Annotated in this window: 19 protein-coding genes; 12 read left to right on the top strand and 7 right to left on the bottom strand. The window is 34.3% G+C overall.

The window, feature by feature from the left end:
* Positions 1 to 19 precede the first annotated feature (19 nt).
* The 8 genes from OEW74_RS08975 (at position 20) to OEW74_RS08940 (ending at position 12,494) form a co-directional block, all read left to right on the top strand.
* Positions 20 to 1,951, top strand: a complete 1,932-nt coding sequence (locus OEW74_RS08975) for an ABC-F family ATP-binding cassette domain-containing protein (RefSeq protein ID WP_265428144.1) — start codon at positions 20 to 22, stop codon at positions 1,949 to 1,951.
* Positions 1,952 to 2,330: 379 nt separating this feature from the next.
* Positions 2,331 to 2,684: a hypothetical protein gene (locus OEW74_RS08970; protein ID WP_265428143.1), complete on the top strand. Its 354-nt coding sequence runs from the start codon at positions 2,331 to 2,333 to the stop codon at positions 2,682 to 2,684.
* 342 nt (positions 2,685 to 3,026) lie between these two features.
* On the top strand, positions 3,027 to 5,411 hold the full coding sequence (locus OEW74_RS08965) for a TonB-dependent receptor (RefSeq protein ID WP_265428142.1): 2,385 nt from the start codon (positions 3,027 to 3,029) through the stop codon (positions 5,409 to 5,411).
* Positions 5,412 to 5,438: 27 nt separating this feature from the next.
* A complete protein-coding gene (locus OEW74_RS08960; RefSeq protein WP_265428141.1) occupies positions 5,439 to 5,999 on the top strand; it encodes a hypothetical protein in 561 nt (186 codons plus the stop codon).
* A gap of 142 nt (positions 6,000 to 6,141) precedes the next feature.
* Positions 6,142 to 7,476: a trigger factor gene (locus OEW74_RS08955; RefSeq protein ID WP_265428140.1), complete on the top strand. Its 1,335-nt coding sequence runs from the start codon at positions 6,142 to 6,144 to the stop codon at positions 7,474 to 7,476.
* Between the two features lie 163 nt (positions 7,477 to 7,639).
* Positions 7,640 to 8,602 carry a T9SS type A sorting domain-containing protein gene (locus OEW74_RS08950; RefSeq protein ID WP_265428139.1) on the top strand — a complete coding sequence of 321 codons (963 nt, stop codon included), beginning with the start codon at positions 7,640 to 7,642 and terminating at the stop codon, positions 8,600 to 8,602.
* Positions 8,603 to 8,805: 203 nt separating this feature from the next.
* Positions 8,806 to 9,486 (top strand): hypothetical protein, encoded by a 681-nt coding sequence (locus OEW74_RS08945; protein ID WP_265428138.1) that lies wholly within the window; start codon positions 8,806 to 8,808, stop codon positions 9,484 to 9,486.
* 155 nt (positions 9,487 to 9,641) lie between these two features.
* Entirely contained in the window at positions 9,642 to 12,494 is a 2,853-nt protein-coding gene (locus OEW74_RS08940; protein ID WP_265428137.1) for a M16 family metallopeptidase, read from the top strand.
* A 235-nt stretch (positions 12,495 to 12,729) separates the two neighbouring features.
* Here OEW74_RS08940 and OEW74_RS08935 read toward each other — a convergent pair whose 3' ends face one another.
* Together OEW74_RS08935 and OEW74_RS08930 are read right to left on the bottom strand one after the other, a co-directional pair.
* Positions 12,730 to 13,314 (bottom strand): DUF3109 family protein, encoded by a 585-nt coding sequence (locus OEW74_RS08935; RefSeq protein WP_265428136.1) that lies wholly within the window; start codon positions 13,312 to 13,314, stop codon positions 12,730 to 12,732.
* 12 nt (positions 13,315 to 13,326) lie between these two features.
* On the bottom strand, positions 13,327 to 14,232 hold the full coding sequence (locus OEW74_RS08930) for a DUF6427 family protein (protein ID WP_265428135.1): 906 nt from the start codon (positions 14,230 to 14,232) through the stop codon (positions 13,327 to 13,329).
* A 42-nt stretch (positions 14,233 to 14,274) separates the two neighbouring features.
* On the opposite strand from OEW74_RS08930, the gene OEW74_RS08925 reads away from it, so the two are divergent.
* Positions 14,275 to 14,508, top strand: a complete 234-nt coding sequence (locus OEW74_RS08925) for a DUF6341 family protein (protein WP_175621109.1) — start codon at positions 14,275 to 14,277, stop codon at positions 14,506 to 14,508.
* Between the two features lie 72 nt (positions 14,509 to 14,580).
* Here OEW74_RS08925 and OEW74_RS08920 read toward each other — a convergent pair whose 3' ends face one another.
* From OEW74_RS08920 to OEW74_RS08900, 5 genes are all read right to left on the bottom strand, one after another.
* Positions 14,581 to 15,018 (bottom strand): universal stress protein, encoded by a 438-nt coding sequence (locus OEW74_RS08920; RefSeq protein ID WP_265428134.1) that lies wholly within the window; start codon positions 15,016 to 15,018, stop codon positions 14,581 to 14,583.
* 69 nt (positions 15,019 to 15,087) lie between these two features.
* Positions 15,088 to 15,693 (bottom strand): fumarylacetoacetate hydrolase family protein, encoded by a 606-nt coding sequence (locus OEW74_RS08915; protein WP_265428133.1) that lies wholly within the window; start codon positions 15,691 to 15,693, stop codon positions 15,088 to 15,090.
* Positions 15,694 to 16,066: 373 nt separating this feature from the next.
* Positions 16,067 to 16,465: a putative signal transducing protein gene (locus tag OEW74_RS08910; protein ID WP_265428132.1), complete on the bottom strand. Its 399-nt coding sequence runs from the start codon at positions 16,463 to 16,465 to the stop codon at positions 16,067 to 16,069.
* A 62-nt stretch (positions 16,466 to 16,527) separates the two neighbouring features.
* The gene (locus tag OEW74_RS08905; RefSeq protein ID WP_265428131.1) at positions 16,528 to 17,292 is read right to left on the bottom strand and encodes a 3'-5' exonuclease; all 765 of its coding nucleotides are present in this window, start codon (positions 17,290 to 17,292) and stop codon (positions 16,528 to 16,530) included.
* An 82-nt stretch (positions 17,293 to 17,374) separates the two neighbouring features.
* On the bottom strand, positions 17,375 to 18,088 hold the full coding sequence (locus OEW74_RS08900) for a CDP-alcohol phosphatidyltransferase family protein (protein WP_265428130.1): 714 nt from the start codon (positions 18,086 to 18,088) through the stop codon (positions 17,375 to 17,377).
* A gap of 213 nt (positions 18,089 to 18,301) precedes the next feature.
* On the opposite strand from OEW74_RS08900, the gene OEW74_RS08895 reads away from it, so the two are divergent.
* From OEW74_RS08895 to OEW74_RS08885, 3 genes are all read left to right on the top strand, one after another.
* Positions 18,302 to 20,230 carry an LTA synthase family protein gene (locus OEW74_RS08895; RefSeq protein ID WP_265428129.1) on the top strand — a complete coding sequence of 643 codons (1,929 nt, stop codon included), beginning with the start codon at positions 18,302 to 18,304 and terminating at the stop codon, positions 20,228 to 20,230.
* A 144-nt stretch (positions 20,231 to 20,374) separates the two neighbouring features.
* The gene (locus OEW74_RS08890) at positions 20,375 to 20,794 is read left to right on the top strand and encodes a DUF2147 domain-containing protein (protein ID WP_265428128.1); all 420 of its coding nucleotides are present in this window, start codon (positions 20,375 to 20,377) and stop codon (positions 20,792 to 20,794) included.
* Positions 20,795 to 20,904: 110 nt separating this feature from the next.
* The gene (locus OEW74_RS08885; protein ID WP_265428127.1) at positions 20,905 to 21,885 is read left to right on the top strand and encodes a pyruvate dehydrogenase complex E1 component subunit beta; all 981 of its coding nucleotides are present in this window, start codon (positions 20,905 to 20,907) and stop codon (positions 21,883 to 21,885) included.
* Positions 21,886 to 21,900 lie beyond the last annotated feature (15 nt).

Here is a 21,900-nt window from a genome sequence, read left to right as displayed (position 1 = left end):
CTTTTAATATTCATTTCAAATGCTTTCGGTTCAGGGTTTAGGATTACATCATTCGGGTAATTATTTGTTTCAAAACGTAAATTTCACCATCAAAAAGGATGATAAAATTGGTTTGGTTGGTAAAAACGGAGCGGGGAAATCTACGCTTCTGAAAATGCTTTCCGGCGAAATTACTTTCTACGAAGGAAACGTAGTTCCCGAAGGAAATATTACCATCGGATTTCTAAAACAGGATCTTGATTTTGTGAAAGGAAGAACCGTTTGGAACGAAACAATGCAGGCTTTTGAGCAAATTAATGCTTGGAAAGACGAATTGGAAGAAATCAATCATCAATTGACGGTAAGAACCGACTATGAAAGTGATTCTTACACAGATTTGATCAACAGAATGACCGATCTGAATGATCTTTTGATGCATCATGATGCGTATAATTTGGAAGGTGATATCGAAAAAGTTTTGTTTGGTTTAGGTTTCAAAGCGGATGATTTTCAAAAAATAACCGACGAATTTTCCGGAGGTTGGAGAATGAGAATCGAGCTGGCAAAATTGCTTCTTCAAAAAAATGATTTGATGCTTCTCGATGAGCCTACCAATCACTTGGATATGGAATCGATTATCTGGCTGGAAAATTTCTTGAAAGATTATCCTGGAGGAATTGTTCTGGTAAGTCACGATAAACAGTTTATGACTGCTGTTTGTAACAGAACCTTTGACGTAAACAATAGAAAAGTAGACGATTATAAAGCCAATTATTCTAAATATTTGGTGATGCGTGAAGATCGCCGTGAAAAACTGATTCAGGCTAAAAAGAATCAGGATGCGGAAATCAAGCAAATGGAAGATAATATCAATAAATTCCGTGCAAGTGCAACCAAAGCGTCTTTTGCGCAGTCTTTGATCAAAAAATTAGATAAAATTGAGCGTATCGAGGTTGATAACGAAGACGTTTCTAAATTCAATATCCGTTTCGTACAATCTCAGGTTCCAGGAAAAGTTATTTTCGAAGCAGAAAATCTTGGGAAATCTTACGGTGAAAAACAAATTTTTGATGATGTAGACTTTATCGTTCAGAGAGGTGACAGAATCGCCCTTCTTGGACAAAATGGACAAGGGAAAACCACTTTAGCTAAAATTCTTGCCGGAGATATCAAAGATTATTCAGGAAACTGGAATTTAGGTCACAACGTCAATATTGGATATTTCGCTCAAAATCAGGAAGAAGTTTTAACACCAAATAAAACCGTTCAGGAAGAAGCAGAAGATGCTGCAACTGAAGAAACAAGACCAAGAGTTCGTGATTTGTTAGGATCTTTCTTGTTCCAAGGTGAAGCAGTAAACAAAAAAACAAAAGTACTTTCCGGAGGTGAAAGAAACCGTTTGGCACTTTGTAAATTGCTTCTTCGCCCGTTCAACACGTTGATTATGGATGAGCCTACCAATCACTTGGATATTCAGTCTAAAGAGATTATCAAATTGGCTTTACAGAAGTTTGAAGGTACATTAATCGTAATTTCTCACGATAGAGAATTCCTGCAAGGTCTTTGTGATAAAATCTACGAATTCCGTGATGGTAAAATGAAAGAATTCTTGGGTGACATCAATGAATATCTTGAGTTCAGACAAAAAGAATCTATCAGAGAAATTTCTGCCGAAAAAGCAAAACTTCACGGTGAAGAGCCTAAAGTTGAGGTTAAAAAAGTTGAAGAAAAGCCAGCAACTAATAACCAACAACAATCAACCATTATCAGCAAAGAACAAAAAAGTATTCAGAATAAATTAAAGAAAGTAGAAGAAAAGATTTCTGAGCTGGAAACAGCAATCGAAAATTTCGAAGCTTCTTTTACTAAGGAAAATCCTTCTGAAGAAACTCTAGAAAAATACAATAAAACCAAAGAAGAACTTGATCTTGCTTTGCAGGAATGGGAACATTTGGGAACGCAACTAGATTAATTTTTGTAAATAAATATCAAGAGTCCGTCTCACAACTAATGAAAACGGAGTTTTTTTATGATTTTCCTCGACCTCCTGTCGGAGAATGATTTTCATACAGTCGATTCTGAACCCACATCAATGAGTTGTGAGACTAACTCTTTTTTGTGAGATATGCTTTGCTCCGTAGGAGAAAAACCTTTGTAGCAAGGGAAAGCTGCAAAAGATAAAAAGCTCCGTAGGAGCGACACCCTCTATCGAAATAATATCTGTGTAGGAAATAAAATTATTACACAATAATGCATTTCGTAGGAATGCTATCTTCTACAAATAATGCTTTATTATTCAAAAATTAATGTTTATTGAAAAGCCTTTCATTTATTTTTTATAATTTTGCCCAATGGTTTTTAAGGAAAGTAGACAATTAAAGAATTTTATCTCAAAGCTGATGCTTGGGATTTACTTCTTTGCACTCTTTTCTTCAAGCTTTCACAGTCACGAGTCTGGAGATTTTAAGCATTTTAATCTTAAAAAAACAGAAAACGTTATTTCAAAAACAGAAGCAAAAGAAAAAGCAGGCGATTGTTTGGCTTGTCACTTCTTAGCAACAGGAAACACTTTATTACCGGACGAATTTAGTTTCAATTTGATCAAACATACTCATGAGGTAGAGCAGATTTTTGCTGTACAGGAAAAAATCTGGTCACAAACTAAATTTTCTTTTCAACTTCGAGGACCTCCCTCAATTTCATAATCTTTAGATTCTTTTTCGGATTTTTTTGCTTTAAATTTTTCAAGATTTGAATATATGTATGATGTGTTTTAATTAAACTAACCCTGCTTCTTACTATTAAGGTAAATTTTAGAGCTAAGTTTTATTAAGAAAAAGCATATAGATTTTTAAGTGTCTTTTAAAATACGAAGCTGAACTTAATTATTCTAAACCGCTTAAATAAAATCTTAATGATTCAAAATTGAGCGTAAAGATTCATAGTTTCAAGGAAAAAATCCAATTCAAAATTTTAACGAATATATTTTTTTAAGCGATTTATTAATTAAAATCAGCTTGAAAAATACTCAATCAATCTATTTTACAATGAAATTGATATATAGTGTACTGCTTATCCTTTGCGGATTTGCAATAACAAACGCACAGAAAACTTACACGGTAGAAGGTACTGTTCAGGATTTTCACGATAAAACAATGCTTGAAAATGCAGTGGTGAAAATTGGAAATTTTACAGCCAATACCAATAAAAAAGGTGAGTTTTCATTTAAAAACATTCCTGCAGGAAATTATCATCTCATTGCTAAACATTCTTTGTGCGATGATTATACTGAAAATGTGGGAGTCAACAGAGATTTGCATTTAGCAATTACTCTAGAACATCATGTGGGTGATATTGAAACGGTAACGATTCATGGAAGCCACAAAACAAAAGGTTCTGTAATTATGCGAACGCTTGATAAAACAGAAATTGATAGAAATTCTACAGAAAATTTGGGGAATTTATTATCTAAAATTTCAGGAGTTACAGCGTTGAAAACAGGAAATAATATTTCAAAACCTGTTATTCATGGATTGTATGGAAGTCGTATCGCAATTGTGAATAATGGCGTGAAGATGGCGGAGCAAGAATGGGGAGTAGAGCACGCTCCGAATGTTGATGTTAATGACTTTGAGCATGTAGATGTCATTAAAGGAGCATCTGCATTGAAGTATGGAAGTGACGCAGTGGGTGGAGCAGTTGTTTTGGAACCTGCTGTTTTGCCTAAAAAAGATACCATCATGGGAAATATAAAACTTTCAGGTATTTCTAATGGCAGAGGCGGTGAGATTTCTGCAAATGTTGCTAAAACATGGAAAAGCCAATGGTTTGTAAAAACTGGTGGAAGTTATAAGAAGTTGGGAGATTTGTATATTCCTCATCACACGCTTCAAAATACCGGAGCGGAAGTGAATTCTTTTAATTTCTCTTTTGGAAATCATGGTTTTATGCAGGGATTTGATGTTTCTTACAGCGGAATCAATCAGGAATTTGGGATTTATAAAGGAGCTCATTTAGGAAGCCCACTTGACTTTTATAAAGCAATTAAATTTGGACAACCTTATTTTCTTGATGATTTCAGTTATGATATAACCAATCCTAAACAGGAAGTAGAGCATCATATCGCAAAATTGTCTGCTTATAAACGTTTCGAAAACTTTGGAAAAATCAATTTTCAATACAGTTTTCAGTTAAATCAGCGTAAAGAATATGATATCAGAAGAGGAGAACTTAACGAGCTTCCTTCGATGGATTTGAGGTTGATTACACATTCTGCAAGTCTTACTCATCTTCTTGAAAGAGGAAACTGGAGCTTGGAAAGCGGGCTTTCTGCAGGTTTTCAGGACAATTATCCGAACCCGGCAACGAAAGCTAGACGTTTGATCCCTGATTATTATAAATATGATGCAGGCGCTTTTTCTGTATTTAAATATAAATTCAGTTCAACACTAAATGCTGAAGCGGGAGCAAGATATGATTTCAGCAGATATGATGCTTATAAATATTATGATGCAAAAGACTGGAACGCGAAATTTGCAAGTCTTTATCCTCAGTTTTTTGTAAAAGATGCAGACAGCAGGATCTTGACACGCCCTATTTTAGATTATCATAATTTTTCTGCCAACTTAGGATTAAATTATAAACCCAATAATACTTTTGAATTTAAAGTCAACCTTGCAAGAGCAGACAGAACCCCGAATCCGGCAGAGCTTTTTTCTGATGGTCTTCACCATTCTGCTGCGATTATTGAAGAGGGGGATTTGTCTATTCAGAAAGAAACGGTTTATAATGCTAATCTTTCTTTAATCGGAAAATTCAATGTTTTGAAAGGACTACACATTGAGGCAAATCCTTATTACATGATTTCAGATAGCTTTATTAATCAGGTGCCAACTGGAATCGAAACTTCAAACAGAGGCGTTTTTCCGGTTTGGAGCTATCAGCAGATTAAAGCCCGGATTTTCGGAATTGATGCAGATGCAGAACTTAATATTCTCGATAATTTAAAATGGAATACGAGTTTCAGTGCTTTAAAAGGCGATGATCTTACTCATGATGAGCCGCTGATTTTAATGATGTCTGCTAATCTGCGAAATGCGGTTGAGTTTAAACTTAATACACCCAAAAACTTCTACGTGAGAGTGGAAAACGAAAATGTGTTTAGACAAAATCGTTTCCCGATCAGAAACCAAAATATAGATTTTATTGAAGATGGGGCAACGTATACTGAAGAGCTTGATCTAAGTACTCCTCCGTCGGCATATACCTTATTCAACGCATCTGTGGGTGCAGACTTATACAAAAACCTGAATGTGAATTTCAGAATCAATAACATTTTTAATACAGAGTATCGCGAATATCTTAACAGGCTGAGATATTTTATGCCGGAATCCGGAAGAAACTTTATCGTTACTCTGAAATACAATTTCTAATTATTAATACTTAAAATTAAATTTAAAATGAAAAAATTATTCAATATAACACTATTACTTTTAGCAACAGTTTTTATCTTATCATGTAGAAACGGAGATGATGATATCCCGGAAGATATCCACGAACACGACGAGATCGGAAAAGTAGTTTTAACATTGACCAATAAAGCTGATGCCACAGATATACAAACCGTAAATGTAATTGGCGGAGTTGCAGATGCTCATCTTCACTTGCATCAAGGAGATACTTATACTGCAGTACTTGATTTCCAGATTAAGCATGACGATCATTATCATTCTTCAGATGAAATTGTAGAAGAAAAAGATGAGCATTTTATCACTTTTGCACCCGCAAATGCAGATATTGTGGTCTTGAGAGCGGCAAACGACATTGTAAGAACAGATGGTAACAAATTAGGTTTAAAAACAGAATGGACCATTAACTCTACACAACCGACAGGAAAAATGAATATTAAACTGATTCATGCACCTACTTCTGTAAACCAGAATTATCCTTCTGCAACTAACCAATTGGGGCAGACTCAGGGAGGAGAAAGTGATGTAGATATTACGGTTGACGCACACTAAAAAGTTAGTTCAGACAAATTTTTAATATTACAAAAAGGCATTATTTCGGTAATGTCTTTTTTATTTTAACGTATTATAACAAAAGGAATGTCTTGTTTTAATAAAAAATTCATATTTTTGCAACCTAAAATTTTAATCAATAATGAAGGTTACCGCAAAAAACCATGATGATGTAAGTGCATTGCTTACAGTAACATTGGAGAAATCTGACTACAAAGAAAAAGTAGAAAAGCAATTGATTAATTATGCTAAAAATGCACAAGTTCCTGGTTTCAGAAAAGGGAAAGTGCCTTTGAGTATGGTTAGAAAGCAATATGAAGCAGGGATTGCATTCGAAGAAATCAACAAACAAGTTTCTGACGCTTTAAATAACTATATCAACGAAAACAAACTAAGATTAGTTGGTCAACCGGTTCCTCAGCCTGTGAATGATTTCAATCACAATGCAGAGCAGTTGGAAGTAGCTTTCGAAGTAGGTTACGAGCCTGATTTTACAATCGATTTGGCTAAATATGAAGCGCCTCACTACAAAGTTTCGGCTTCAGATAAAGAAATCAACAAGAGCATCGAAAATATGCAGAAGCGTTTTGCTGAGCAGGTTCCTCAAGATAAGATCACTAAAGATTCTTACATCAACTTTGAGATCACTCAGGTTGTTGAAGAAGATGCTGAAGGAGAGCACAACCATGCACCAAAAATCGCTACCATTACAGCTGAAAACAAAACAGCTTTCAAATTGCTTAAAGGTTTGAAGATGGATGAGTCTGTAAAAGTTTCTAAAGAAACTCTTGCTGCTGACGAAGATTTGGCTAAAGAATTAGGTTTCGCTAAAGAAGAAGTTGAGCATTTACACCACGCTGAAGTTGAAGTTAAAGTAAAAGATTTCTATAGCTTAAACTTGGCAGAACTTAATCAGGAATTATTTGATAAAGTTTACGGTGAAGGAAACATCAAAACTGAAGAAGAGCTTAAAGATAAAGTAAAAGCTGAATTAGACGAGTACTTCCAGCAGAATGCAGACGTACACTTTGTAAACAAAGTGTTGGAGCAGGTTTCTGAAAAAGAAGAAGTAAAACTTCCTGAGTCTTTCTTGACGAAGTGGTTGATCTTCTCTAACCAGAACATTCAGTCTGAAGAGCAGGCGCAAGCAATTCTTGAAGCTGAGAAAACTCAATTGAAATATCAGATCATCGAAGGTAAATTGATGTCTGATAACGATATTCAGTTAGACTATGCTGATGTTTTGGCTCAGGCAGAACAATTAGTTAAAAATCAATTGGCAATCTACGGAATTCACCATTTAGGTGACGAAGAAATTCAAAAATACGCTGCTGAAATGTTGAAAGACCAAGAGCAGGTAAGACAAATCTCTTCTGAAGTAGCAATGGCTAAATTGAAAGACGTTATTCTTGAAAAAGCAACAAAAAAGGAAACTGAAATCTCTCACGACGAGTTTTTAGAAGAACTTAAAAAATAATTTATTTTGATATAAATATTTGAGAACCTCCAAGAAATTGGAGGTTTTTTGTGTTTTATGTTGTCAATTGATTAAAAATAATAAGATTTTGTATTATAAAATATAAAACCCTTAGTTGGGATGTAACCAAAAACTGTATCTTTATAAACACTAAATAATACGTATGAATAAAAATCTATTCCTTAGTGGTTATGCTTTCTTAAGTTCATCTGTTATTTTCAATGGAAAAAAAAGCAGAAAAATATGGTTGATTTTATTATTAATGATATTAATGATGTCTTCAAACCTTAAAGCACAGACCAGTTTCATAACAATTCCCGGGAGCAGTGAAGACGGGGCTTTTTTAGGACCATATTCAAATACTCCCAGAAGATTTCAGCTACTTATTCATTATGCGCCAATCTCTTTAATGGTAGGTAATTCAATTACTTCTATTTCGTTTAGTCTTCAGAATTCTTATACGAATTCCTGGCCGTCTACAGATACCACATTCGGCAGCTATGAGATTTATATTAGTAACGGAGTAAATCCTGCCAATATGCAGATGAATTTTGCCGCAAATATTACCGGTACTCAGACCATGGTAAAATCGGGAAGCCTTACGATTCCTGCAGGCTCGGTTCCTGCCGGAAACAGTACCAATCCTTTCAGTTATACTTTAGTTTTCGATACACCTTACCTTTATAATGGTGGAAATCTTCTTATAGAAATACGTCATACAGGAAATAGTAATCCTGCTTCGATCCCTGCAAAAGCTATTTATACCAATTCCACAAGTTACGGGAATTATATTTCTGCGTGTTGGGAGCAGGGTACAAATGTTACATTGGCAAATTTTTCTCATGTCAGAATCAATTCTGAAAAAAAATTAGGTGTACAGTCTGTAACAATTGATAATGGCACGTCGGTTTATCCCAACCCTGTAAAAGATATTCTTTATGTAAAATCTCCTGAAGAAATTGATGAGTTTCATGTATTCGATCTTGCAGGCCGCAAAGTTTTTTCGCAGAAAAACAGCTCAAAATTGCCACAACTTAAGGTGTCGTCTCTGACAAAGGGAAATTATATTTTGCAAATAATCGATAAAGACGGAAACTCAACCTCTACAAAATTTGTTAAAGATTAAAAGTCTAGGGTTGGCTCTTGTACTAATTGCTGGTTTTCATTTATCAAAATATTTTTTTCGAAATATAAAAATGTTTCATAGGATTGATGCTGCTCATCATCGTATATTCTATAATATGATTATCTTTACCGCTCCTAATTTAACAATGAAACCGAAAGAAATAATGCGGTTTCAAAAGCTTTTAAAACAATAAATATTTCAATATGAAAAAGATCATCATCCCGTTTTTCTGTGCAGCATTGTTTACCACTACTGTAAATGCGCAGACAAAAACGACAACTGCTGCAACTGCAGTAAAATCTCAAGTTTCTCCTCAATTGGTTATCGATAGTTACCTGAATGCACTTGGCGGGAAAAGTAAATTGGAAGCTGTAAAAACAACAATTACAGAAAATACAATGTCTCTTCAGGGAATGGAAATTGCCATGAATACCAAAAAAATGGGCAATAAATTCAAATCTGTACAGTCTGTAATGGGACAAGAAGTTACGCAGATGTTTGATGGCGAAAAAGGATACGTTAATCAAATGGGAACAAAAAGTGATCTTCCTGCAACCGTAATTCCTGAGCTGAAAAAAGGAAAAACAATTGACGCTTTAGGATATGATGCTGCTAATTTCAGTGGAGTTACTGTAGAAAAAATAGACGGTAAAGATTATAATGTATTGACTTCAGATAAAGGTAAATTTTATTTTGATGTGGCTACAGGTCTTTTATATAAATCGAATACAGAAATGGGCGATGCGGTGATAAAATCTTACCTAACAGTTGACGGAATTAAGTTTCCTGAGAATATAGAAGCTGAAGGAAGCGGGCAAAAGGTCGTTATTAAAACAACAAAAATTACCATCAACTCTGGGGTTACTGATGCAGATTTTAAATAATTATTAGTAATAGTATATTTTAAACCGGCTTTTTGCTGGTTTTTTTGTTTTTAAACTTTAACGTAAGTTTAACTAAAAAAATAGGGATTAAATTTCTTCATACTGGGATTAATTTTTAATTTTATCTCCAAGAACAGATTTAAAAATCAAATTGTATGAAAAAAATGTTATCATCAGTAGCGGCAATAGTTTTAATGTCGTCTATGGCTTTTGCACAAAATATCCCGATGGATCCTTCTGTAAGAACAGGTACTCTTCCAAACGGAATGAAGTACTACATCAAAAAGAATACTTTACCTGAGAAAAAGGTAGATTTCAGATTGGCAATCAATGCAGGATCTATCCTTGAAGACGAAAACCAAAGAGGGCTTGCTCACTTTATGGAGCATATGAACTTCAACGGAACCAAAAACTTTCCAGACAACAAATTAGTAGACTTTTTACAGTCGATTGGAGTTAAATTTGGTCAACACCTTAATGCTTATACAAGTTTTGACGAAACCGTTTATATGCTTCCTGTTCCTTTAGATAAACCCGGGAATCTGGATTCTGGTTTGAAAGTAATGGAAGATTGGGCATTTAATGCAACATTGACGGATGAGCAGATCAATAAAGAAAGAGGAGTTGTTTTAGAAGAATTAAGATTAGGTTTAGGGGCAGACAAAAGAATGTCTGATAAATATTTACCAAAGCTTCTTTACAATTCTCAATACGCAAACCGACTTCCTATCGGTAAAAAAGAAGTTCTGGAAAACTTTAAGCCTGAAGTGATCAGGCAGTTTCACAAAGACTGGTACAGACCGGATCTGATGGCAATTGTTGTGGTAGGTGACATTAATGTAGACGAGGTAGAAAAGAAAATTAAAACCAATTTCAGCAAATACAAAAACCCTTCTAAGCCGAGAGAAAGAAAAACTTTTGATCTTCCTAATCACAAAGAAACTTTAGTGGCGATAGAAACCGATCCGGATGCGACTAATTCTATGGTTCAGTTCATCATGAAGGATGCAGATTCTTATAAACCTGATGTTACCGTTGAACAATACAACCAAAGTTTGGTTGAAAACTTGGCGACACAAATGCTGAACAACAGATTAAGAGAATTGGTGAATTCTAATAATCCGCCGTTTACTTTCGGATCTGTTTATCATGGTGGAACGTATGCAAGAACTAAAGAAGCTTTCCAGGGATTTGCGATGGTAAAAGAAGGGAATCAAATTAATGCTTTAAAAGTACTTTTAGAAGAAACTGAAAGAGCCAAAAGATTTGGTTTTACACAAAGTGAATTAGACAGAGCAAAATCTCAGATCATTTCTAATATGGAAAGATCTTACAATAACCGCGACAAGACGGAAAGTGATATGTTGGTAGACGAATACGTAAGAAACTTCCTGGAGCAGGAACCAATGCCGGGAATTGCCTGGGAATATGAAGATGTGAAAGGCTTCTTACCATCTGTAACATTGGCTCAAACCAATGATATCATCAAAAAAATGGTGAAAGAAGACAGTAGAGTAATTGTAATTACAGGTCCTAAAAAAGACAATGTAACGATGCCTACAGAAGCTTTGGTTCTAAAAACTTTTGATGATGTAAAAATGGCTGATCTTAAGCCTTACGAAGAAAAAGCAACCATTAAAAATTTAGTAAAACCATTCAAGTCTGAAGGTAAAATTGCTAAAACTGAAACCGATGCTAAATTAGGAACTACAACGTGGACGCTAAGTAACGGTGCAAAAGTTACCTTCAAAAAAACCGACTTTAAAGATGATGAGATCGTTTTCTCAGCAAGAAGTTTAGGCGGAAACTCATTATTAAATGATGCAGATTACAATAAAACTCAGTTTGCTTATCAGGCTTTAACCGAAGCTGGAGTAAGCGGTGCTTCAAAAGCAGATCTTACCAATTATTTGGCAGGAAAGCAGGTAAGTGTAAATCCTTACATCAGCAATACTTTTGAAGGGATTTCAGGAAGAACCAATCAGAAAGATCTTGGTACTGCAATGGAGCTTGTTTATGCTTATTTTACAAGTTTAAATTACAGTCCTGAAGCATTCAATGCTTATAAGGTAAAGCAGTCTGCAATGCTCGATAATTTGCTTTCAAATCCTCAGTTCTATTTTTCAAGTGAACATGCTAAGTTTACGAATCAGAAAAACCCGAGATTCATCGGAATTATCCCAATGGAAAAAGACTGGGCGGCGACAGATTATAAAAAAGCGTACGATGTTTACAAAGAGAAATTTGCCAACGCCGGAAACTTCCACTTCTATTTTGTAGGAAATATTGATGAAGCTAAATTTAAAAATGAAGTTTTACAGTATATCGCAAGTTTACCAACTACAGGAAAAACTACCAATTTCAAAGACACAGGATATAGAGGAATCACCGGAGATTATACCAAAGTCTATAAAAAAGGTAAAGATCCGAAGAGTATGGTTCAGATCGTTTATTCGGGTGAAGCTCCTTATAACGAGAAAGAAGCTTTGGCACTTTCAGCATTAGGTGAAGTGGCAACCATCAAAGTTATTGAAAAACTGAGAGAAGACGAAAGTGGAATTTACGGCGGTGGAGCAAGAGGTTATATGGGGAAAGTACCTTACAGCAGCTATAGTTTTAGCTTAAGCTTCCCTTGTGGACCTGAAAATGCAGATAAACTGACGAAAAGTGCCATTGCAGAACTTCAAAAACTAATAGATAAAGGTCCGGAACAAAAAGATCTTGATAAGTACAAAGAAGGGGAGATGAATGATTATAAAACAGACATCAAAGACAATAATTATTGGATGAATGCTATTTCTAAAAACCAATTAGACGGAAGCGATAAGTACGAAATCTTAAATTATCAGGAAAAAGTAAAAGCATTGACTGTAAAAGATCTACAGGATGTTGCTAAGAAATACCTGACAAAAAACAGAATTATAGCTACTTTAATGCCAGAAGACGGTTGGGAAAATGCTCCTAAAAAAGAAGCTTCTGGAGCAGTAAAAGCTTCTGCAGCAAAATAATCTTAGTCGATTACATATAATGAGAACCACCGAAGAAATTTTTCTGCGGTGGTTTGTTTTTTTAAGAATAATGCTAAAATGTTTTGTGATAATTGCATTTAATTGAAATCATCATTAACAGGACTTCATCCTATTCCTTATTAAGTCGTCCCTTCGGGACTTTAAAGGCATCGAAATATAATAATAGCGAAATCATTTATTTTTCAACTATCAACTATCAACTATCAACTATCAACTATTTCCCATATTCTTTCTTCCACTCTTCAGCAACATCACTCAAAGTAGCATAAAAATCTTCACCATATTTTCTGGTAAGCGGAGTTTTAAGGAATTTATACACCGGAACCTGAAGTTCTTTTCCTAAAGTACAGGCGTCGCTGCAAACATTCCACTCATGATAGTTTAAAGCTGAGAATGTAGAATAGTCGGTAACTCTGATCGGGTAGAGGTGACACGAAATTGGTTTCTGCCAATCTACAGCGCCATCTTCGTAAGCTTTTTCGATTCCGCATTTTGTGATTCCTTTTTCGTCGAATGTTACATAAGCACATTCTGCATCTTCCACCATTGGTGTCACATACATTCCGTCGGAAGGATCGGTTGTCCAAGTTCCTTGTTCGTCCAGTGCTTTAATACCTGCTTCTGTAAGATAAGGCTTTATTTTATCATAAATATTATCTAAAATCACAAGCTCATCTTTGTCTAAAGGAGCTCCTACATCGCCTTCTACACAACATGCACCTTTACATTTGGTAAGGTTACAAACAAATTCTTCAGAAAAAATATCTTCAGAAATTAATTTATCGTCTATTTGAATCATAATCTTTTTTTTTTAAAATAAATTAAAGTGAGTTCCTGCTTTAAAAGCAAATAAGCTTACAATCGTTAACCAAACACAGGTTTCCTGCATCCAGTATTTAGGTAAAAACTTAAACATTCTGCTTAAGATGATCGTTGAAGGGAAAGCCAGAAGTAATAAATATTCGTAGCTTTTATTCATATAAAGAACGATGCTTATAAGCTGAGCCAAAGAAAAAACCAGCAAAAAAGTATATTTATATCTGCTTACAGGGCTTTTCTTATTATAATGAGTAAAGTGGTCATATATTGCATAAATTAGCATTAAAGCGATAGGAATCAGCGAAAATAAGTCTGTGTAATCCGTCATCATTTCTATTTTTCCAAAAGGAATGTAATCGGTATTCCAGGAATTGAACTGAAAGAAAAACATCACCGAAAAATAGCTCAGTCCAATCAGGATAATTCCCAACAAAAATCTGAAAATATTTAAAGCAACTCTTTCTGAAGTAACTATTAAATGTATCAATACGAAAATCATCATCGGCCAGGTTGTTGGCAAAAATATAAAGTTGAGCGCAACAATAGAGCCTACCAAAACGTATGATTTCTTTCTTACATCTTCATTTGTACTCGTTAAAAGCAGCAAAAGAAAAGAATTGGTAAGAATGGCAACTGCAATTCCGAGGTCGATATTGCCATCGTACAATCCGAAAATAAAAAATGTGTAGAGGAACAATGGTAAATGAGTGTGATAATTAAGATCAATGGCGTTGAAACAGAAATATCCCAATGCAATTCCTACAAAAGTAATTCCTGCAATAATCCCTTCATAAGTATTGAAATTCAGGATGTTAAATAGTATTACTATTAAAAGCAGAAAACCAATGTACACAGGAATTGAAAAAATATTGCTTTCTTTTGAAAGTAATCTAAACATTTTTTATAAATTTGTGCAAAGTTAATTTAAAAAAGGAAAATAATGACGTCTTTCTTTCTATTCTTAAGTGATGCATTCAAATGGGCATTTGGTTTCTACGATATTTTTGGAAACGTTTTAAACTGGATTTTGTTCGCAGTATGTTGCGTACTATTCACGTATTGGTGCTACGTTTTGGTGGTAACTCTTGGTGGAGACAAAGACAAAGATTATTATTCTCCTACAGAAGGGAAGCACCCTTACTACGATCCTGCGATCTATAAAAAAGAAGGTTAATTAATTGGTTATATAGAAAAAGACCGGTCAAAATTTTTGATCGGTCTTTTTTACGTTGATAAGTAATATATTTTATTCGTGAATTGGAAGAACCAATACCGGAATTTTCGAGCTTTTCGTTAATCCTTTGGTTAAACTTCCTACAAATACATCGTAAATGCCACTTCTTCCATGAGAGCCCATTACAATGTAACTGGCATTTTTAAGATCAGAATATTCCAGAATAATATCTTTTGCGATACCTTGTTTCAGAATATGTTCGCATTCTACATCCTGAGCGAGAACTCTTTGGTTGATTTTATTTAAAAGAACCAGTTCTTCTCTTATTTCATTTTCTTCCACTTCCGGAAAGTACTGATATCCCATATCTCCGATTGCAAAACCAATATCTGTTGGCGCAACATGAATAAGGCAAATTTTTCCGTTTACTTCTTTGGCAAATTTTACTGCGCCATCAACAAGCTGGTCTGTTTTCTCCCCAAAATCTACAGGTAAAATAATGTTTATCATAAGCTTTGAATTTGTAATTTAAGTCTTCTTAAAGATATGAAAAAAACAGACCAATCTTAAATGATAATGTTACATAATTCTTATATCTAAGATTTTTTCTTCCTCAAGATAGGCTTCCAATACGTCATTTTCAGATACTTTTCCTACACCCTCCGGAGTTCCTGTGAAGATCAGATCACCAACTCTTAATGTAAAATACTGCGAAACGAAAGCAATAATATCATCAATACTGAAGATCATATCTTTTGAATTTCCGTTTTGTACTTTTTCTTTGTTTTTTAGAAGTGAAAAATTCAAAGATTCAAGATTATAATTTTCTTTTTTAAAAAAACTGCTTACCACTGCAGAACCATCAAAACCTTTTGCCAGTTCCCACGGAAGACCCTTAGATTTCAGGTCGCTTTGTAAATCTCTTGCTGTAAAATCGATTCCCAAACCGATTTCTTCATAATGTTTGTTAGCAGATTCTTTTTGGATGTATTTTCCACCTTTTGAAATTTTTACCACCACTTCCAATTCGTAATGTACATCATTGGAGAATTCAGGGATGTAAAAATCGTTTCCTTTTAAAACCGCGGTGTCGGGTTTCATAAAAATCACAGGTTGATCGGGAATAGCATTTCCCAATTCTTTTGCGTGTTCGCTGTAATTTCTTCCTATGCAGATTATTTTCATAATTTATTTGTCATTGTGATGAGCGAAGCGAAAAAACAATCTCAGAATCACTCATTGTTATTTATTAGTAGTATTTTTTAAGAGCTTTTTCCCGCTTTCCGCTGTATCTTTTGTTCCGCTTCGCTACACAAAAGGATGTCGCTGCAATCGGGGCTAATTAAAATTTTTGCGTTTAAGACCACCCCGTCAAAAATTTCTTTGAAATTTTCGCCACCCCTCCAAAGGAGGGGAATTCCGCATGTCATTTCAAATGTATTATTGCAAAAAAGTGGAATTAGCCTGTGCTGAGCTTATCGAAGTAAATCAATCTTAAATTTATCCTCAATCATGTCAACTTCCATCACCCAACATCAAACTTCCATCTTCCATCTTCTCAATGCGTAAATTCATTCTCACAATAGTAGCACACATATCTGTCGCTCGAAAGTAAGGAAATTCCAAAAAAACTTGTTGATCTGTCATCTTTATAGATGTGATTTGAGCCACATTTCGGACAGACAAAATCAAATTTTGGATCTTCAATTGTGTGTTCTACTTCAAGAGCAAACTTTTCATTTTCTTTATAATCAGCTAAGACTTTTTCGGCATTTTCAAAATCATCCTCAAAAACCTGTAGCTGAATTCCGCCAACAGCTTGTGAAAGCAACCAATCCGACTGAATCAGCTGTTCGTTTGCGATAAAACTGTTGATGCCGTTTTCGGCAAGAATCTGCTTGTCGCGATTGGCTTCAAGTGCAGTTTCGTAAAATTTAAACTTAACTAAATCGCTCATTTTTTTTTAATTTTTTATAACTCAATTTTCATACCTTATAGAAAATTAAAAGACTATTAAACTTAAAATTTACTTGAAAGCTGAATTTTAGTAAAAACTTTCTTGGTGTACAAAGGGAAATCAGCATTTTGCAGCCATCCGAAATAACCCAAATCTTTTTGGAAAACTTCTTTTACAACCTGACCTTTGTATTTTCCGAAAGCAAAAATTTCCTGATTTTTTGAATTGTAATGAATCATTCCGGCCAAATCTGCAAATTTATTCTGAGTAGAAAATTCACTTAACTCGGCAATTTCATTAGAAATATCATCATATTTTCCAACTTGGGCATCCAAAACTTCAAACGTAGCCAAAACATCAGCTTCTGCAGAATGGGCATTTTCTAAAGTTTTTCCACAGTAAAACTGATAAGCAGCTCCAAGATTTCTTGGTTCTTTTTTATGGAAAATTGTTTGTGCATCCACTAATTTGAATTTGTTTAAGTCAAAATCAAATTCTGCACGAAGTAATTCTTCAGCCAACAAAGGCACATCGAAACGGTTTGAATTAAAACCTCCTAAATCAGATCCGGAGATCATCTCAACAATTTTTGGAGCAATTTCTTTGAAAGTTGGCGCGTCTTTGATATCTTCATCATAAATTCCGTGGATCTCACTCGAAGAAACAGGAATCGGCATTTCAGGATTTACTCTCCATGTTTTGCTTTCTCTTGATGAGTCAGGGTTTACTTTTAAAATACAGATTTCAACAATTCTGTCTTTTCCAACGTTTGTTCCAGTTGTTTCAAGATCAAATACGCAAAGAGGTTTATGCAGTTTTAAGTTCATTTTTTATAATTTGAAAATTTGAGAATGTATTAATTTGAAAATGGAATCAGAATAAAACTTCCAGCTTCCACCATCCAGCTTCTTACTTCAGTTGTTTTTGAAATATAATTGAAATAAAAATATAATAAAGAATAACCATCGAGATCCCGACAATTTTAAATATCGCTAAAATAAGAATTGATCCAATTAATAAAGCTAATTTCGGATAATTGTCCTGTAGTTTCATCGATTTGAATTTCATAGCAATCATTTTAATCGGACTGATAAGAATCCAAGAAGAAATTACAGTGAAGATCAATAAAAATAATGCATTTTCAAGAAGGAAACTAAAGCTTTGGGTTTCTTTGAAAGCATAAAATAATCCAAAAACCAAAATTGTATTTGAAGGAGTATTCAAGCCTTTAAAATAATATTTCTGCTCTTCATCCAGATTGAAAATAGCCAGTCTCAAACAAGAGAAAAGCGTTATTAAAAACCCCAAATATTTAATTTCAAAAGGAAGCTGTAATCCGAAAAGTTCATTTCCGAACGGTTCCAGCATTTTAAACATCGCCAATCCCGGAATAAATCCGAAACTTACCATGTCTGCCAAAGAATCGAGCTGGGTTCCCAAATTGGAATTGGCTTTTAAGGCTCTTGCCACAAAACCATCGAAAAAATCTAAGACCAAAGATAAAATAATGCAGATCGCAGTCGTTTGGTAATCACCTAAAATCAAATGTACAGCACCAACGCAACCCGAAAAGAGGTTGCCCAGCGTAATGGCGTTTGCCAGATTGTTCTTAATGAAATTCATAGAAGCAAAATTACATTTTTTAAAAATTTTAACCTTAATTAATATCAACTAAAAATTAGAATCCTATGAAATCACTATAACTGACAGTGAAAGATAGGTCAATATAGATTGGCGATTGCATACGACCTTTAAAAAAATAAATATCTACATATGAATTTAATGTAATTTTGCAACCGATAAATAATCGACTTTTAAAAACAATACTATTTAAAAATGAAATTTTTCAAAGAATTCAGAAAAGAAGAGATCCTTGTTTTGTGTTACAGGCTTTTTTTGGCTTTCGTTTTTTATCAAATCGCGAGACTTTTGTTTTGGTTTTTCAATAAAGATCTGATAAAAGTTGACAGTGTTTCAGATTATCTGAGCTTGGCTTACCACGGGATTGCATTTGATACAACTGCGATATTGTACGTTAATGCTCTATTTATTTTGTTGAGTTTAATTCCGATTGTAATCAATACAAAAAGCGGATATCAGAAATTTATGATCTGGCTGTATTTTATCACCAACGGAATTGCGTATGCGATGAATTTTGGGGATTTTATTTATTATAAATTTTCTCAGGCAAGGCTTACTTCTGCAGCTTTTCAGGTGGCAAAACACGAGACGAATATTTTCAAAGTATTCACAGCTTCTGTCACAGAGCATCCTTTTGTGATTATTTGGTTTGTATTTTTAATGGCTACATGGGTTTTTCTGTATAAAAGATTTAAAATTAATTATAAAAAGCCTGTAAAACTCATTCCTTATTTTATTTGGTCTGTGGTGACTTTGTGTATTTCTGCGGTATTAATTGTTGGCGGAATCAGAGGTGATTTTAAACACAGTACAAGACCGATTAACTTAGTGGATGCCAATAAATTTGTAAAGACTCCACTTCAGGGAAATATCGTTCTGAATTCTACTTTTTCGTTTTTCAGAACCATGCGAACCAATAATTTTAAAGAAGTTCATTTTGTTGATGAAAAATTTATTGATGAAAATATTAATCCCTACAAAACTTACGAAAGACAGATTCAGAATAAACCAAACATTGTGATTTTTATTGTAGAATCTTTCGGAAGAGAATATTCGGGTGCTTTTAATAAAGATAAAAATATTAAAGATTACGTTTCTTACACGCCATTTATTGATAGTTTGGCAAACGAAAGTTTGATTTTCCCAAATACTTTTGCCAACGGAAGACAGTCTATTCATGGGATGAGCAGTATTTTGGCGGGAATTCCGAGCTTGATGGATGCTTTTACGAGTTCGCCTTATTCTAATCAGAAAATTCAGTCGATTGTTTCGGTTTGTAATGATATGGGTTATGATACTTCATTTTATCATGGTGCTCCGAATGGTTCGATGGGATTTTTAGGTTTTGGAAATATTCTTGGATTTAAACATTATTTCGGAAAAGACGAATACAATCATAATGAAGATTTTGATGGAATGTGGGCAATCTGGGATGAACCGTTTTTACAGTATTTTGCTAAGAATGTAGGAAAATCGCAACCTTTTATGGCAACCGTTTTTACAGCATCTTCACACCATCCGTTTAAAATTCCTGCAAAATATAACGGGAAATTTAAAAAAGGTAACATTGAAATGCATGAACCAATACAATACACCGATTATGCAATCAAGGAATATTTTGAAACTGCCAAAAAACAACCTTGGTTTAAAAATACCATTTTTGTGTTTACAGGAGATCATACCAATCAGGTTTATTATTCTGAATATGAGAAAGCGATGAACCGTTTTGCGGTGCCGTTGATTTTTTATTCTCCAAATCCTGAATATCAGTTGAAAGGAGTAAATGATGAATTGGCACAGCAAATTGATATTTATCCTACGTTGGCAGATTTGATCGGATACAATAAAAAAATAAGAAGCTGGGGCAGAAGTCTGGTGAGCGAAAAAAAATACCAGCCTTTGATCGTCAACTCAGACGGAACTTCGGAACAGTTTATTTACGGAAACTATATTTATAGATTTGATGGTAAAAACATTATCGGAATTTATGATAAAAATGATTTAGGTTTTGAAAATAACCTGAATGATAAAATAAAATCTCCCGAAACCGAAAAAGGAAAACAAGTGGCAAAAGCGTGGTATCAGGATTATATGAACCGTGTGATCAATAGAAAGTTGAACTGATTTTTAATTGTTTAATTTTTGAAATAGTTTTTTCGGCTGTTATATATGCAAAGGATAATAAAAATGTTTGTGTGTTTAAAATTTATGTCTATTTTTAACTAATTAAGAATTTAAGAATCTATAATTTAAATTAAACTCTATAATATGAAAAAATTATTAGCAACATTTGTACTTTCACTATTCAGTGTGATGTCTTTTGCACAAATCGAAGGAAAATGGAAAACCATAGATGATGAAACTAAACAGGCGAAATCTATTGTTGAAATCTACAAAAAATCTGATGGTAAATATTACGGAAAAGTATCTCAGTTATTGATAAAACCTGCTGATCCTAACTGTACAGGCTGTAAAGATGACAGAAAAGGGAAACCAATCTTGGGCATGGAAATCATCAGAGGCTTGGCAAAAGATGGCGATGAATTTACAGGAGGTACCATTACAGATCCTAAAACAGGTAAAACTTACAAATGTACCATTACAAAAAGCGGAGATAAGCTAAATGTAAGAGGATATATGGGAGTTTCTATTTTAGGCAGAACACAGGTTTGGCAGAAAGTAAACTAATCAGTTTAAAATAATATTAAATATTAAGGCAACTCAGCAATGAGTTGTCTTTTTTGTTATATAAATAATAAAAAAACACTATTTTTGTACTCTAAATTTTTCAAATAAATATGGCAGAACATACTTTTCGTGAAGTGATTGCGCAGGCAATGAGTGAGGAAATGCGTAAAGACGAATCCATTTTTCTAATGGGAGAAGAGGTTGCAGAATATAACGGTGCATACAAAGCTTCTAAAGGAATGTTGGATGAGTTTGGTGCTAAGCGCGTAATCGATACACCTATCGCAGAACTTGGTTTCACAGGAATCGCTGTGGGCGCTGCAATGAATGGTAACAGACCAATTGTAGAATATATGACATTCAATTTTGCTCTTGTTGGGATCGATCAGATCATCAACAACGCAGCAAAAATCCGTCAGATGAGTGGTGGTCAGTGGAACTGTCCGATTGTTTTCCGTGGTCCTACAGCTTCTGCAGGTCAGTTGGGAGCAACGCACTCTCAGGCTTTTGAAAACTGGTTCGCAAACGTTCCGGGTCTTAAAGTAGTAGTTCCTTCAAACCCTTATGATGCGAAAGGATTATTAAAAACTGCAATTCAGGATAACGATCCGGTAATTTTCATGGAATCTGAACAGATGTACGGAGACAAAATGGAAATTCCTGAAGAAGAATATTACTTACCAATAGGAAAAGCTGATATCAAGAGAGAAGGTACTGATGTTACTTTAGTTTCTTTCGGAAAAATCATGAAATTGGCTCTTCAGGCAGCTGAAGATATGGCTAAAGAAGGTATTTCTGTAGAAGTTATCGATTTAAGAACAGTTCGTCCTTTAGATTTCGATACTGTTTTAGCTTCAGTAAAGAAAACAAACAGATTGGTAATTTTAGAAGAAGCTTGGCCATTTGGTTCTGTATCTTCAGAGATTACTTATATGGTACAGCAAAAAGCATTTGATTATTTGGATGCACCAATCAAGAGAATTACTACTCCTGATGCACCTGCTCCTTATTCGTCTGCTTTATTTGCAGAATGGTTCCCTAAACTTGAAAAAGTGAAAGAGGAAATCAAAAAAGCGATGTACGTGAAATAATATTATGCGATTATA

Source organism: Chryseobacterium sp. YIM B08800 (genome assembly GCF_026163565.1).
Taxonomy (GTDB): Bacteria; Bacteroidota; Bacteroidia; order Flavobacteriales; family Weeksellaceae; genus Chryseobacterium.
The sequence above is the reverse complement of the archived record's forward strand: the minus strand, read 5'-3'. Positions and strand labels throughout refer to the sequence as shown.

What these genes read in the sequence shown, in the direction of transcription:
- OEW74_RS08975 (WP_265428144.1), top strand. Translation starts at nt 20, where the DNA reads ATGCTTTCGGTTCAGGGTTTAGGATTACATCATTCGGGTAATTATTTG.
- OEW74_RS08970 (WP_265428143.1), top strand. Translation starts at nt 2,331, where the DNA reads ATGGTTTTTAAGGAAAGTAGACAATTAAAGAATTTTATCTCAAAGCTG.
- OEW74_RS08965 (WP_265428142.1), top strand. Translation starts at nt 3,027, where the DNA reads ATGAAATTGATATATAGTGTACTGCTTATCCTTTGCGGATTTGCAATA.
- OEW74_RS08960 (WP_265428141.1), top strand. Translation starts at nt 5,439, where the DNA reads ATGAAAAAATTATTCAATATAACACTATTACTTTTAGCAACAGTTTTT.
- OEW74_RS08955 (WP_265428140.1), top strand. Translation starts at nt 6,142, where the DNA reads ATGAAGGTTACCGCAAAAAACCATGATGATGTAAGTGCATTGCTTACA.
- OEW74_RS08950 (WP_265428139.1), top strand. Translation starts at nt 7,640, where the DNA reads ATGAATAAAAATCTATTCCTTAGTGGTTATGCTTTCTTAAGTTCATCT.
- OEW74_RS08945 (WP_265428138.1), top strand. Translation starts at nt 8,806, where the DNA reads ATGAAAAAGATCATCATCCCGTTTTTCTGTGCAGCATTGTTTACCACT.
- OEW74_RS08940 (WP_265428137.1), top strand. Translation starts at nt 9,642, where the DNA reads ATGAAAAAAATGTTATCATCAGTAGCGGCAATAGTTTTAATGTCGTCT.
- OEW74_RS08935 (WP_265428136.1), bottom strand. Translation starts at nt 13,314, where the DNA reads ATGATTCAAATAGACGATAAATTAATTTCTGAAGATATTTTTTCTGAA.
- OEW74_RS08930 (WP_265428135.1), bottom strand. Translation starts at nt 14,232, where the DNA reads ATGTTTAGATTACTTTCAAAAGAAAGCAATATTTTTTCAATTCCTGTG.
- OEW74_RS08925 (WP_175621109.1), top strand. Translation starts at nt 14,275, where the DNA reads ATGACGTCTTTCTTTCTATTCTTAAGTGATGCATTCAAATGGGCATTT.
- OEW74_RS08920 (WP_265428134.1), bottom strand. Translation starts at nt 15,018, where the DNA reads ATGATAAACATTATTTTACCTGTAGATTTTGGGGAGAAAACAGACCAG.
- OEW74_RS08915 (WP_265428133.1), bottom strand. Translation starts at nt 15,693, where the DNA reads ATGAAAATAATCTGCATAGGAAGAAATTACAGCGAACACGCAAAAGAA.
- OEW74_RS08910 (WP_265428132.1), bottom strand. Translation starts at nt 16,465, where the DNA reads ATGAGCGATTTAGTTAAGTTTAAATTTTACGAAACTGCACTTGAAGCC.
- OEW74_RS08905 (WP_265428131.1), bottom strand. Translation starts at nt 17,292, where the DNA reads ATGAACTTAAAACTGCATAAACCTCTTTGCGTATTTGATCTTGAAACA.
- OEW74_RS08900 (WP_265428130.1), bottom strand. Translation starts at nt 18,088, where the DNA reads ATGAATTTCATTAAGAACAATCTGGCAAACGCCATTACGCTGGGCAAC.
- OEW74_RS08895 (WP_265428129.1), top strand. Translation starts at nt 18,302, where the DNA reads ATGAAATTTTTCAAAGAATTCAGAAAAGAAGAGATCCTTGTTTTGTGT.
- OEW74_RS08890 (WP_265428128.1), top strand. Translation starts at nt 20,375, where the DNA reads ATGAAAAAATTATTAGCAACATTTGTACTTTCACTATTCAGTGTGATG.
- OEW74_RS08885 (WP_265428127.1), top strand. Translation starts at nt 20,905, where the DNA reads ATGGCAGAACATACTTTTCGTGAAGTGATTGCGCAGGCAATGAGTGAG.